The 13,975-nt window shown below is 39.7% G+C and carries 13 protein-coding genes; 5 read left to right on the forward strand and 8 right to left on the reverse strand.

The features are described from left to right. The first annotated feature begins 63 nt into the window (after window positions 1–63). Together purM and purN are read left to right on the forward strand one after the other, a co-directional pair. Entirely contained in the window at window positions 64–1,131 is a 1,068-nt protein-coding gene (gene purM / locus B9T24_RS12375) for a phosphoribosylformylglycinamidine cyclo-ligase (protein WP_086166054.1), read from the forward strand. Window positions 1,132–1,141: 10 nt separating this feature from the next. Further along, window positions 1,142–1,771, forward strand: coding sequence for a phosphoribosylglycinamide formyltransferase (gene purN, locus B9T24_RS12380; RefSeq protein WP_086166055.1), 630 nt, complete (start codon window positions 1,142–1,144; stop codon window positions 1,769–1,771). Between the two features lie 57 nt (window positions 1,772–1,828). On the opposite strand, the gene B9T24_RS12385 is transcribed toward purN, so the two are convergent. Both B9T24_RS12385 and sppA read right to left on the reverse strand, forming a co-directional pair. Next, window positions 1,829–2,632: an alpha/beta fold hydrolase gene (locus tag B9T24_RS12385; RefSeq protein ID WP_086166056.1), complete on the reverse strand. Its 804-nt coding sequence runs from the start codon at window positions 2,630–2,632 to the stop codon at window positions 1,829–1,831. After that, the gene (sppA, locus tag B9T24_RS12390; protein ID WP_086166057.1) at window positions 2,629–3,654 is read right to left on the reverse strand and encodes a signal peptide peptidase SppA; all 1,026 of its coding nucleotides are present in this window, start codon (window positions 3,652–3,654) and stop codon (window positions 2,629–2,631) included. Before sppA ends, B9T24_RS12385 begins: the two co-directional genes overlap by 4 nt. Before the next feature lie 129 nt (window positions 3,655–3,783). On the opposite strand from sppA, the gene B9T24_RS12395 reads away from it, so the two are divergent. Next, window positions 3,784–4,740, forward strand: coding sequence for a lysophospholipid acyltransferase family protein (locus B9T24_RS12395; protein WP_086166058.1), 957 nt, complete (start codon window positions 3,784–3,786; stop codon window positions 4,738–4,740). Here B9T24_RS12395 and B9T24_RS12400 read toward each other — a convergent pair. The 3 genes from B9T24_RS12400 to B9T24_RS12410 all read right to left on the reverse strand — a co-directional run bounded on the left by B9T24_RS12400 (window position 4,737) and on the right by B9T24_RS12410 (window position 9,159). Then, window positions 4,737–7,163 carry a DNA internalization-related competence protein ComEC/Rec2 gene (locus B9T24_RS12400; protein ID WP_086166059.1) on the reverse strand — a complete coding sequence of 809 codons (2,427 nt, stop codon included), beginning with the start codon at window positions 7,161–7,163 and terminating at the stop codon, window positions 4,737–4,739. The genes B9T24_RS12395 and B9T24_RS12400 overlap by 4 nt on opposite strands. Before the next feature lie 84 nt (window positions 7,164–7,247). Beyond that, a complete protein-coding gene (gene lolD / locus B9T24_RS12405; RefSeq protein ID WP_086166060.1) occupies window positions 7,248–7,931 on the reverse strand; it encodes a lipoprotein-releasing ABC transporter ATP-binding protein LolD in 684 nt (227 codons plus the stop codon). Beyond that, window positions 7,924–9,159: a lipoprotein-releasing ABC transporter permease subunit gene (locus tag B9T24_RS12410; RefSeq protein ID WP_004648319.1), complete on the reverse strand. Its 1,236-nt coding sequence runs from the start codon at window positions 9,157–9,159 to the stop codon at window positions 7,924–7,926. Before B9T24_RS12410 ends, lolD begins: the two co-directional genes overlap by 8 nt. 23 nt (window positions 9,160–9,182) lie before the next feature. Between B9T24_RS12410 and B9T24_RS12415 the strand changes: the two genes are divergently transcribed. Then, window positions 9,183–9,752 carry a PilZ domain-containing protein gene (locus B9T24_RS12415; RefSeq protein ID WP_086166061.1) on the forward strand — a complete coding sequence of 190 codons (570 nt, stop codon included), beginning with the start codon at window positions 9,183–9,185 and terminating at the stop codon, window positions 9,750–9,752. A 5-nt stretch (window positions 9,753–9,757) separates the two neighbouring features. On the opposite strand, the gene B9T24_RS12420 is transcribed toward B9T24_RS12415, so the two are convergent. Next, window positions 9,758–10,669, reverse strand: a complete 912-nt coding sequence (locus B9T24_RS12420) for a DMT family transporter (protein WP_086166062.1) — start codon at window positions 10,667–10,669, stop codon at window positions 9,758–9,760. A 12-nt stretch (window positions 10,670–10,681) separates the two neighbouring features. After that, window positions 10,682–11,152 carry a YaiI/YqxD family protein gene (locus B9T24_RS12425; protein ID WP_004648315.1) on the reverse strand — a complete coding sequence of 157 codons (471 nt, stop codon included), beginning with the start codon at window positions 11,150–11,152 and terminating at the stop codon, window positions 10,682–10,684. 273 nt (window positions 11,153–11,425) lie between these two features. Here B9T24_RS12425 and B9T24_RS12430 point away from each other — a divergent pair, with 273 nt between their 5' ends. Then, complete coding sequence (locus B9T24_RS12430) at window positions 11,426–12,358, forward strand: hypothetical protein (protein ID WP_086166063.1); 933 nt, start codon at window positions 11,426–11,428, stop codon at window positions 12,356–12,358. A gap of 449 nt (window positions 12,359–12,807) precedes the next feature. Here the strand turns inward: B9T24_RS12430 and serC are convergent, their stop codons facing one another. After that, window positions 12,808–13,887 (reverse strand): 3-phosphoserine/phosphohydroxythreonine transaminase, encoded by a 1,080-nt coding sequence (serC, locus tag B9T24_RS12435; protein WP_086166114.1) that lies wholly within the window; start codon window positions 13,885–13,887, stop codon window positions 12,808–12,810. Window positions 13,888–13,975 lie beyond the last annotated feature (88 nt).

Genomic DNA, 13,975 nt, shown 5'->3' on the forward strand with positions numbered 1-13,975 from the left:
ATAAATAACATAAGAGTTTCGTATATTCGGGTATAATCGCGGCGCGAATGCGGAGACTTCAATATGAGCAACTCAACTTCCCCAAACACTGGTTTAAGCTATAAAGATGCGGGTGTCGACATTGAAGCGGGAGACGCACTAGTCGACCGAATCAAATCAGTCGCTAAGCGCACTGCACGTCCTGAAGTGATGGGCGGATTAGGCGGCTTCGGCGCTCTTTGTAAAATCCCTAAAGGTTATGAAGAACCTGTTCTCGTATCTGGCACAGATGGTGTTGGTACAAAATTACGTTTAGCACTCAATTTGAACCGTCATGACACTATTGGTCAAGACTTGGTTGCAATGTGTGTAAACGACCTTCTGGTCTGTGGTGCTGAACCATTATTCTTCCTTGACTACTATGCGACGGGTCACTTAAATGTCGATGTTGCTGCCAATGTAGTAACAGGTATTGGTGCTGGTTGTGAACTTGCAGGCTGTGCATTGGTTGGCGGTGAAACTGCTGAAATGCCGGGTATGTATGAAGGTGAGGATTATGACCTTGCAGGTTTCTGCGTAGGCGTAGTTGAGCAAAGCAAAATTATTGATGGTAGCAAAGTAAAATCTGGTGATGTATTGATTGGTGTCGCGTCAAGCGGTGCACACTCAAACGGTTACTCTTTACTGCGTAAAATTTTAGACGTTAAAAATGTTGATTTAAACCAAATTGTAGATGGTCGCCCACTTGCAGATGTAGCAATGGAACCGACACGTATTTACGTTAAATCATTACTTCAACTTTGCAAAGAAATTGATGTTCATGCAATGGCACACATTACAGGCGGCGGTTTACCGGGTAACTTACCTCGCGTACTTCCAAATGGTGCTCAGGCTATTGTTAATGAATCTTCATGGGAATGGCCAGAACTGTTCAAACTTCTTCAACGTGAAGGCGGTGTTGAACAGCACGAAATGTATCGCACATTTAACTGTGGCGTAGGTATGGTAATTGCAGTTGATGCAGCAGATGCTGATAAAACGGTTGAATTATTGACCAGCCTTGGCGAAAAAGCATGGAATATGGGTCACATTGTCGACAATGCTGAATCTGTTGCCGGTGCTGATGAAAAGATTCGCGTAATCTTTGCATGATGTGTTTCGCATGATCAAAATTGCGGTTCTTGTTTCAGGCAGTGGAAGTAACTTACAAGCGTTGATTGATGCCAATCTATCAGGGCAAATTGTCGGGGTCATTTCCAACAAGCCTGAAGCCTATGCTTTAGAACGTGCTCAAAAAGCAGGTATTGCCACTGCGGTAATTGAACATAAACAATATCCCAACCGTGAAGCATTTGATGATGTAATGCATCAACAATTGCTTGCTTGGGATGTTGATTTAGTGGTTCTTGCCGGCTTTATGCGTATTTTAAGTGCTCAATTTGTACAAGCGTGGGAAGGGAAAATGGTGAATATCCACCCTTCTCTATTGCCTAGCTACAAAGGCATGCATACCCATCAGCGCGTACTGAATACGGGCGATGTGTTTCACGGTTGTACCGTTCACTATGTAACGGCAGAACTGGATGCAGGTCAAGCTTTAGCACAAGGTGTGCTGAAAGTGAATGTGCATGATAATGCCGATTCATTGGCAAGCCGAGTACATGTGCTTGAACATGTCATTTACCCGCAAGTGGTGGAATGGATTTGTACAAGTGCAATTCAGCATACTGAAAAGGTTGTGTTGTATCGTGGTCAAGTTATGCTTGAACCTGTGCAATTTGCCAAGTTCTAGTAGATTTAAAGATTTAAAAAACGCATCCGAGGATGCGTTTTTTTATGGTTGTCGTAATTATTTAGCTTGTTGCCGAATCAACTGCTTAATCAATTTCACAACTTCAACGGGATGCTCCAATGGGAACATATGACTACCTGCGGTAATGCTAAAAGGCACCCCAAATTTCTTTTGTACCATCTGTGGAAAACGGCGCGGTAAAAATGGACTTTGCTCTGCAACCAGCATGTGGATTGGCAGATGAATTTTTTTCCGAGGTAACCACCACAGTGATGGATTGGTTCTAAAAACTTTCACTTCATCCATTTTTGGAATAGTGAGTTCAACACCACCGCGAACTTTGTCTTCGGTTAAAGCATAGTCGATATAGGCTTGAAAACAATCGGCATCAAAGTCTTTATAAAAACCTTTTGGGCGCAGCAATTCCGCTGCTTGCTCACGACTATCCCAATGATCACGACGACGCAATGACAATGCCGCAGGTGACATCCGATCCACCGCTTTGAGCTTCAACAGTTTAGCAACATGCAATGCAAAACCGTCTTTACCCATAATCATCGGTGGATCAAGCATAATCACTTGCTCAAACAATTCAGGTCGTTTCAATGCTGCTTGAAAGGTCAGCACTGAACCTAAAGAGTGACCTAAACCAATGACAGGTCTACCCTTCGCTTGACGGACAATACTGTCAATCACTTGGTTGGTTAAGCTCTCCCAATGATTATCAATGGGATAACGCTTATCTGTTCCAAGCAATGGCACATAAATAACCTCATATTCATCTCCCAGTAAATCAAATAGCTTTTGATAAACCTGAGATGGCACGCCATTGGCGTGCGCAAAATGAATTAGTGGCTTCATTGTAATTTTGTCGTTTGTTCAGATTGGACTTGCTGTGAAAGTGAGCTAGCAAAGCCCTGACCAATCGAACTTCCCATGCGTCCAAGTACTGAATCAAAAGGACTATATTCAATGGTGTAATTCACGGCTTTATCAATTTTGAGTTCACGTTTCAGCGTATTTAAACTACCCGTACGATCTGCAATACCCAACTTCACGGCTTGATCACCTGTCCAAAACAAGCCTGAGAAAATTGCTGGATCTTGTGATTTCAACTTATTACCGCGACCTTGTTTAACTGCATTGATAAAATGATCATGCACATTATCCAGTACAGCTTGTACATGTGCTTTTTGTGCACTATCTACAGGCTGAGTCATTGAAAGTAATGCCTTGTTCTCACCAGAAGTCATCGTCCGATCTTCAACACCTAGTTTTTGCATTAAACCCGTCACACCGTAGTTCGGCATAATCACACCAATCGATCCAACAAGACTGGATGGATTAACAATAATTTCATCTGCAGCAGATGCAATGTAATACGCCCCTGAAGCACCTGTATCGCCAATTACGGCATACAATTTTTTACCAGTATGAGCCTTTTTCAAATATTGAATTTCTTGCCAGATTTCATCAGACTGTACTGGTGAACCACCTGGTGAGTTAATATTTAAAACCACGGCTTGGCTTTGTTTACTTTCAAAAGCTTTCTTTAATGCTTTTACCGTATCGGCACTATTTACACTTTGTTTATCCGCAGCAATTGTTCCAATAATATCAACCACCGCAATATGCGAACTTGTGGTTGCTGTAGGATCTGTAGTTGAGGTACTGCAACTTTTACCCAGCACGACTAAAACAAAAAGGATATAAGCAAAGGTAAGGCATTTAAAAAAGATTCCCCAACGACGCGCACGGCGCTGTTCTTCTACCGAAGCTAAAACGGCTTTCTCTAAAATATGCCATTCTTTGCCAGTTATATTTTGCGTATTATGTTGTGTATTCTGAATGTCATTTTCTGGTTTTGGCGGCCAATCGGACATGGAAAATAATCCAATGATGAGTTAAATTGAACTCATTATATACACTGAATCATAGAAATCTGCCTAAACAATCTGTTTTCACCTATAATATTTTTCTTTTTGACCCTTTTTCTACATTGACGATAGGCAATGACTGACCATACTTCATCGAATACGACGTATCATTTACTTAAATTTATAAGTAGACAACCCATTCAAATTTCTAGATTTATTGCTCGAAGTTTAGCAGGTCTAGTGAATTTACTCAAAATATCAAAAACGTCAGATACGATTCGTCTTAATCTTCAAATTGCGTTACCTGAATTAACAACTGAACAACATGAGAAGATTATTCCGCAAGCGATTCGTAATGAGCTAACCTCATATTTCGAGTTTTTTAGCATTTGGGGTGCAGATAACCATAAAAATATTGCTCGTATTCATTCCGTTACTGGGGAGCAGCTACTCAAAGATGCTGTTGCAGCAGCTGAAGGTTTAGTACTGATTGTGCCGCACTTTGGCACATGGGAAATTATGAATGCCTATCTGGCTCAATTTACCCAAATGACTATTCTCTATAAACCTGTCAAAAATGAATCCGCCAATCAGTTCGTACGTGAAGCGCGCAGTCGTGAGCAGGCAAACCTCGTTCCTACCGATGAATCGGGGGTCAGACAAATTTTTAAAGCTTTAAAACAAGGGGGTACGACCGTTATTTTGCCAGATCACACGCCTAATTTTGGTGGGGAAATGGTTCCTTATTTTGGCATACCGCTTGCGACCAGTAATTTAAGTGCCAAACTGATTCAAAAAACCAAAGCCAAAACTTTATTTTTATATGCGATGCGTAATGATCATCATGGTTTTGATATGCACATTGAACCGATAGATGATCGCATTTACCAAGGCAATCCCAATCAAGGTACGGCTGTTATTTTAGCAGCCATTGAAAATTTAATTCATCGTTATCCAGAACATTATCACTGGAGTTATAAGCGCTTTAAAGCCAATCCAGCTTTAGATCATCTCTATCATTTAAATACAGATGAAGCCCTTAAATTGGTCGAGGACATTCGTCGCCAAGATGCGCAGACTAAAATTATTTAGTGCTTTAACCAGCGCTGGCTGTCTCGTTCAAATGCGATAGACATGATGTTTTGCTGCTTAAAAAAACGAATACTGCCGTGTTCTATAGTGGTCAGTAGTGGAATGTTTAAGTCTTTTAAACGAGATTCAACAATCACACTTGGATGTCCATAGCGGTTATTCCAACCCGCTGAAGCAACTGTTAATTTTGGCTTCAATTGCTTTAAAAAATGATAAGCTGAACTATGTCGACTACCATGATGCCCCAAAACTAAAACGTCGACTTTTAAATCGGGATAAGCCTGTAAAATGTGATATTCCGTTTCCCAGCCTGCATCGCCCATTAACAAAAAGTTTTGATAAGGTTGAACATTTTTTACCTGTAAATAAACCACACAAGACATTTCATTTTTTTCAAATTTAGCCTTTGCCAAGTGCTCAGGTTTCGGTGATAACACGGTAATATTGACGCGGTCGCTCCAATGCCACTGTTGCCCTTGACGACAATAATCAAACTGACTCTTCTTTTCGACTTCTACCTGTTCATTCGAATAGACCTTTTTGATGGAGAAATCATGCTTAATCGACTCATATCCCCCACGATGATCTTGGTCTAAATGCGTCAAAATCAATTGATTCAATTGCGAAACACCATTCACCGATAAAAATGGCAAAATAATTTGCTTACCTACACTAAACTTACTTTCATCATAATTTCCACCCATATCTATCATTAAAGTCTGTTCTTGATCACGAATAAAAATCGCTTGCCCTTGTCCCACATCTAACACCGTCAATTCAAAATCATTTTTATCCACATCAACCGCAACCAAAGGAATAAAGCACAAAATAGCCCACAATTTTGGCACCACACCACGCGGCAAAAATAGAATCACCAAGCCCAAACATAAGCTGAGTAATGTCCACGTATTCATTGCAATCGGTCTTAATGTCGGTGAAAAAATCCAATCTAAAAATTGGATAAAAATGAGTAATCCAGAAATACACAGATCATTAATTTGAAAAACTAACCCGCCCAAAGGTTCAAACATGCAATAGCACAATGCCGCAATAATATCTAAGGGCACAATCAATAAACCAATCCATGGAATGGCAAACAGATTACTCAAGGGTGTCACCCATGCGATTTGTTTAAAAAACATCAGCATCAGTGGCAACAAAGCCAAAAATATTTTCCACTGCGATTCGATTAAAATTTTCAGCTGGATTTTGATTGCCTGAGTCTGGGTCTTTATTTCCTCTAGATGACTTTGCTGCTGCACCGTTTGGTAAATCCGCAGCAACACAAAACACGCGCCATAAGACAGCCAAAAAGCAGCCGATAAAATACTAAAAGGATCAAAAATAAGTAAAATTGAAGCACTAAACAGCAAAATACTTAAGGGTTGAATCTTTTGCTTTAAAAGTACAAACGCACTGATCAGTAAACAGGTCAATAACGTTCTGAGTGCAGGAATTTCAAAACCGACAAAAGCACAGTACAACAACACACATAGGCAAAAAGGTAAAATCAACAAATATTGCTTGGGGTATTTCAAATAAATTTGCGGACAATAACGACAAATTAGTTGATGCAAACTCCAACACAGCAGTAAAGCAAAAATAAGAACATGCGGCCCAGATATTGCCAATAAATGACTCATCCCAAAGCGTTGGAACAATTGTTCAGTTTCTGGCTGGAGTAGACTTTGATCACCTGTCAATAAAGCCAAAATTAGCCCTTTATTGCGTACTGGTTGTTGATCAATAAAATGACGCAGTGCAAGACGTTGTTGCTCTACCCAGAGTTGTATGTGATTCAAAACTGAATGTTGTTGCCTTACATAACGGCCATAACCCAAGGCATGAATATCTTGCTCAGACAGTTTTTGTACTGCCGAAACTTTAAACCCCGACATGATATTTTGCTGAAGATACCACTGCTCTTGGTCAAAAACACCTTGCGTTGCATAGCTATGTGCAGGTCGTATGTTGCCCTGTAGGCGATAGTATTGACCTAGCTCAAGTACAAATTGAGGCTTGGAATCTATTTCATTTTTTAAAAATGCTTGCCATTGCACAACTTCAGCATGCCGATTCAACACCTGAGTTTTTTGTTGTATGGATTGATCGCCCGATTCATTCAAATTTTTGACATATACAATCACTTCAACCTGTTCTGCCTGCTGTTCCCGAAACTGCAAACGATCACTCAGTTGATGATAGGCATAGCTATAGCCCAGCGTCATGCCAAGACTAAAGCCAATACAGAGCTGTAAACATTTGAAATACAATGAATGGACATGTTTTAACACTGTCCATTTCAACAACAATACGAGAATAAAAAGAACAATACTCGGAATAAGCAACGACTGTAAGATTGGGAAGGTTTTCCCCATCGTGGCAATTCCAATGACCCAGCCTACACAGATTAATTGCATCATTATTTTTATAGTTTTTTAATTTTGCGCAATATTAAAGCCCACCGCAGTGAGCTTCAATCATTTTTTTAATTTATCGATCAGTGTCTAATTGTCAATCCACACACCATCTTGCATATGCAAAATAGAATCGCCCGCTTGAGCCAATTGTTCATCATGCGTCACAATCAGCATGGCCATATTGAACTCACGACGTAATTCACTGAGCAATTCAAAAATTTTCACTGCCGTTTTACGATCTAAATTCCCCGTCGGTTCATCGGCCAACATCAGTTCAGGTTTAGTCACCAAGGCACGTGCTAAAGCCACACGTTGACGCTCACCACCAGATAACTCACCGGGCTTATGCGTCATGCGGTGCGATAATCCTACGCGATTCAATAAGTATTCAGCTTGTTCTTTAGATTGTTTGTAGTTGGTGCCTGCACGCAACATCAATGGCATCGCCACATTTTCTAAAGCGCTAAATTCAGGCAAAAGATGGTGGAATTGATAGACAAAACCCAAATGCTGATTACGCAAATAACCACGTTCAGCTTCACCCAAAATATCAAAGCGCTTGTCATTTAAAAAGACTTGTCCTTCTGTTGGACAATCTAAGCCGCCCAACACATGCAACAAGGTACTTTTACCTGAACCACTTGAACCCACAATCGAAACAAACTCCCCTGCTTTGACTTGCAAAGACAAGTTCTTAATCACTTCTACCGTGGTTTTACCATCGGTAAAACTTTTGGAAATGTTTTTGGCTTCGAGGACAATATTACTCATAACGTAAAGCCTCTGCGGGTTGAGTTTTGGCAGCACGGAATGCTGGATAAATCGTTGCAAGGAAGCTTAAAAGTAAAGATAAACAAACAATCACCACCACATCTTGCCAACGTAAATAAGACGGTAAGTAGTTAATGAAATAGGCATCAAATAAGTTCAAACCAAATGCGGTATTGATCCAACCAATAAAACCACTAATGCTTGAGGCAAAAATAATTCCCAAAATAGCACCTGAGACTGTACCAATCACGCCAATGATGGTGCCTTGCACCATAAAAATTCGGGTAATGGTTGAAGGCGAAGCACCCAATGTACGCAAAATCGCAATGTCTGATTTTTTATCCGTCACCACCATGACCAACGATGACACAATATTAAATGCCGCTACCAAAACAATTAAAAATAGCAGCAAGCTCACCATGGCTTTTTCCATCTGAATGGCACTAAACAAATTACCGTGGGTAAAAGTCCAATTCGATGCATAAAAATTCGAAGGTAAGTCTTTCACAATGTCATCGGCAACTTGTGGTGCAAGGAAAATATCATCTAGTTTTAAACGAACACCTTGAGCACCGTCAGGTAAACGTAACAATGTAGATGCATCATTCAAGGCAATATAGCCCATCATTGAATCCACTTCTGCACCAATACTAAAAATACCGACAATTTTAAAGCGTTTAAAACGTGGCACTACCCCTGCTGGTGACGGTGTTGCCTCAGGAAGTACTAAAGTAATATTGTCATTCAGTCCCAAACCAAGCGAATCCGTCATTTGTTTACCTAAAACAATGCCAAACTCACCTTTTTTCAAACGGTCTATACTGCCTTCAACCATATGATCTTGGATAATTGAAACTTTCTTTTCATATTCAGGTTCAATGCCTGAAACCATAATTCCAGCCACTTGCCCTTGTGCGGTCAGCATGCCTTGTAATTGGGTAAATGGTGCTACGCCTTTGACATGCTCGTGTTGCTCAATTTTTTTTGCAAGTTCTGGCCAATTTGTTAAAATTTGCGTTGAAGAAACAGTAGCTTGAGGTATCATTCCTAAGACACGGTTTTTCAACTCTCGGTCGAAACCATTCATAACAGATAAGACTGTAATGAGTACAGCCACACCTAAGGTGAGACCGATCATAGAAACCAACGCAATAAAAGAAATAAAGTGGTTACTACGCCGTGCGCGGGTATATCTCAACCCTATATACAGCGAGATTGGTTTAAACATACCATCTAGTCCGAGGAATAATTATGGAAAATTTACAGCATCAAAGTGGCAACATGGAACGACGTGTGATGTCACGTATAGATGCTGCCTTGCGAATTAATTATCAGATTATTTCTGATGATGTCGCATTAAATGACCCTTATGATCCTAACTTTGTGCTGCCACGTTATTTTCTACTACTCGCAGAATTAGATCAATTTGATCATGCCTTAAACTACGAATTAGAACAATTAACTGAAAGAGATCAACAAATTGCTCGAATCTTATCCTTATTCAACCAAAAATTAAACCTTATTACTGGTTCGTTGTACGACACAATTGTACAATCCATGTTACCAATACCAGAAGATGTCAATTTTTCAGAAACAGGATTCAGCTTCTTTAATGATCGTCTTATTCAAGAAGGCACTTACATTCACGTAACCTTAAGCCATCCAGAAAATTTCTTTCATATTGCTGCAACTGCGCAAGTGGTCTATAGCCGTACAGAAGAAAATGGTAAATCTCGTACAGGAGCCTATTTCATCACTTTACATCCACAGGATCGCGTTAAGCTTGCCGAATGTATCTCTCTAAGCAAAAATAAAGATTAAAAATTTTAAGGGTTAAATTTAATCTTCTGGGCGAGTGTTCGACTCGCCTTAAGGTCGCGATAGAAATAAATAAACAAACCAAATAGCAGAATGAATGCCCCGACAAAAACCATTGCAGACAATGCTTCATGATTGAGCACAGCACCAATCAATAAAGCAATCATCGGGGTCATGACGGTGGTTAACGATAAAGTCGTCGCTTGAATATTTTGTACCAATTTAAAATAACAGAACATCGCAATCAGTGATGCCATGACCACGGTATAAATCAGCGCCAATAAAGACTTTGTAGCTGGAATATGTGTCGGTGCATATTGCAAAATAAAGGGCACAATACAAATAGCTGCAATGGTCGAGACCAGAATCGAACCTGTTGCTTGAGCCACAGGCTCAATATTTGCATTGACTTTTTTGACCCAGAAAATGGATAACGCATAGGTAAATACGCTCATCAACATCAAGCCGATCCCAATCGGATGGATATGTTGATTTTCACCGCCAAAGCAAATGATGGCCAATCCAGCCACCGCAATCACCATACCCAACCATTGTAAACGACTTAAACGCTGTTTAAAGCCAAAATATCCAATCAGACCAGCCATTATTGGGGCGAGACCAAACATCAAAGCAATCATCCCAGAACTTAAATAACTGGTCGCAATATAAGTAAAGATCTGAGACCCCATTAAGCTAAATGAACCCGCCAAATAACTATGCCAAGATATTTGATCTGTTGGAAATTTAACTTTCAGTATCAACAACAACATAATAGCTAGCGGTAAAGCGATAAAAAACCGCAGCACCAAAGCCCAGAATAAATGCAGATCAGAGACGCTCCACACTATTGCCAATGGCGTTGTGGCCCAAATAAACACCAACAAAGCATAAGTTGACACGATATTGGCTTGAGAAGGCATAATGGACTCGGCTTAAAGTGCAGTTTTACGTTTCTGTTTTTGGATCGTTTGATCGAGTGAACTGGAAAATTCACGTTTATCACGTTCAGAAATTGGTGGTGGCCCCCCCGTGTTTACACCTGCCCCGCGTAAAGAATCCATAAAATCACGTAAATGCAAACGGGCTTTGACATTGGCTGTGGTATAAACCTCACCGCGTGGATGAATCGCAATTCCGCCCTTTTCAATCACCTGTGCCGCTAAAGGAATGTCTTGTGTCATCACAATATCATGCTCTTTCATGCGTTCGATGATTTCTTTATCTGCGGCATCCGCGCCACTCATCACTTGAATGGAGTTAATCCGTACTGAAGGGGTAATCCCGACATTTTGGTTGGCCACAAAAGTAACTTCTAATTGATAGCGATCTGAAGCACGAAGAATGACTTCACGTAGAATTTTAGGCAATGCATCAGCATCGACCCAAAGTTTAAATGGCAGCACAAAGCATCCAAAACTAGAAAAAGATGAACCCTTAGTTTAGCAAATTCCATATGACAAGATGATGGATAAATCCACTTAATCCATTCGGCTCTTTTAGCTCAATTCAGTGGAATAACATTTTTTAGCGTAGAACGATTGCTGCCTAAGTTCGGTTAATTCAAGGTATTTGCTCTATTTCACTTACTTTAATGGTTAAATTTAGTCTGGATGACTTGAAATTTTAAAATAACCCTCGATTTAATATACAAATACAACCCAACATCAATTGTGAATATGAAAAATCAAAATAGACCAGAAATTATCACCATTGAAGATCAGAACTTTGGCAGCCATGTCGAACATTGGAATTTACTTACGGATAATCCATGTACAGATGTGCCTAAGTGGCTTGGCTTAGCACTAGATGCACCTGTGATGCCGATGGGTTTGTGTAAAGAAGAATCGGACATGGATGAAGCCACATGGCTAATTCAAGGACCCAACAAAGCCGCTGTAAAAATTACTCAAGTGATTGCGGTTGAAAACAACAAACCTCAATGTGTTAAAACAGCCTTTCCAAGTTTTGAAAGTCCATATAAAGTGAATGCCACGATTGAGCGTATTATCACCTGTAAATCAAATACACAGGCCGTCTTACAGCTTAATTTAGGTGCAAATACCGTAGTTTATGCTTTTGATAGCTTATATAGCGTTAATCATGAGCAGTATGAAAAAGATCAAAACTATCTTGCTCAATTCAATGCTTGGGCTTATGAACTTGAAGCTGTTTCAAACCATGAACAATTGGTGGTTGATGATCCTGCTTCGATTAAACACCACCGTGCTTTAAACGATATTTTAGCTGCCAATAACGGTGTTGCACCTGCCAATTTACAAGAACAAATTGACGCTTGGGAACCTAAATCGGAAGATGATAAAGAACCAGTAACCGTCGATTTTTCAAAAATGGTGGCTTATCTTTATGGCGAAAAAATGGGGCAAGAAGATGAAGCTTGGTTCCAAGGCAATATTGTCGGTAAAACCGCAATGCGCTTTATGGAGCAAGAATATACGCTTTATGACGTTGCCCTAATTCATGATGAAGACCAAGAAGCAACGCTGATTCGTATTGCAAGCAAAAATGCAGCGTACAAAGACTTTCAGATTGGTCAATTCATTCGTGGCAACTTATGGATTCAAGTCAATATTCACGCTAAAAAACAATAATTTATAAAAAGCAGCTCAATTATGCTAATCAACACGCATATTTAGCTGCTTTTTATATCCATTTCACTTATTGTGGGTGAGCATTAAAGTTTCAATTTATTCACAAGACTGGATAACACTTAAAGTGTTTTAATCTAGTACTTTATTTAATCAATTTTTTATGCTAAAAATACAAACGAGCAATAGGAATTAACGATAAATAAATCGGAATAGAATTTCCCATGAAAATCTTACAAGAAGAAAATATACAACACGTTGAACATCAACTCAGCACACGTTTCCAGTTAGACTCAATTTCATGTCTGTTTTTTATATTAGGCATGTTTATGTCTGCCTACCTTTTACATCACTTTATTCTCTGACCTTATTTTACTAGACTTATTTTCACCAAACTCATTTCAATAAATAGCAAAAAGCCCATCATTTGATGGGCTTTTTAGTTTCAGGGATTAACCATTGCGTTTTGCAAAGTCATCCATAAAGTTAACCAATGCTTGAACGCCTTCTAAAGGCACCGCATTATAAATACTGGCACGCATACCACCAACTGAACGATGACCTGCCAAGTTAAGCAAATGGTTTGCTTCTGCTTCTTTCAAGAACAATTTCTCTAAATCAGCATTTGCCAAAGTAAACGGCACATTCATAATTGAACGGTTTGGAACAGCAATTGGGTTGGCATAGAAATCACTTGCATCGATATAGCCATACAGTAAGTTTGCTTTTGCAAGGTTGACTTTATGCATGGCATCCACACCGCCATTTTCTAGTAACCATTCAAAAACCAGACCTGATAAGTACCAAGCATAAGTCGATGGTGTATTGACCATTGAATCATTCTTCGCTTGTGCAGAATATTTCAAAATACTTGGAATTTCTGGTTTCGCTTGATCAAGTAAGTCTTCACGAATAATGACTAAAGTTAAACCAGCAGGCCCAATATTTTTTTGAGCACCCGCATAAATTAAACCAAATTTAGATACGTCAAGCGGTGCTGAAAGAATGCTTGAAGATAAATCTGACACTAAAGGTGCATTCACCTCTGGAATACCTGCAAATTGCAAACCACCGATGGTTTCATTATCTGCATAATGCACATAAGCGGCATTATCAGATAGATTCCACTGGCTTTGATCGGTAATTGCTAATTTACCATTAATGCTGGTACCCGCTTCCACGACATTGATATCGCCATAGCGTTGTGCTTCTTTTAGCGCCTTTTCAGACCAAATACCCGTATGGATATAATCTGCTTTATTATTTTTACCCAATAAATTTAAAGGAATTGCAGAGAATTGAAGTGAAGCACCGCCTTGTAAGAACAATACTTTGTAGTTCTCTGGAATGTTCATCAATTTGCGCAAATCAGCTTCTGCTTTTTCTGCAACAGCAACATAGTCATCACTACGATGACTCATTTCCATGATCGAAAGACCTTTGCCATGCCAATCGAGCATTTCAGCTTGAGCTTTTTCTAAAACGGCAGTCGGTAAGGCAGCAGGACCAGCACAGAAATTGTACGCGCGCATGATTTTTCCTTTCAAAGTGAAACACAATAAAATGATGGCATTTAACCACATATAGCTTGTGCTTGCAGTAAATTATCCTGAAAATATT

Source organism: Acinetobacter sp. ANC 4654, assembly GCF_002135425.1.
Lineage (GTDB): Bacteria > Pseudomonadota > Gammaproteobacteria > Pseudomonadales > Moraxellaceae > Acinetobacter > Acinetobacter kyonggiensis.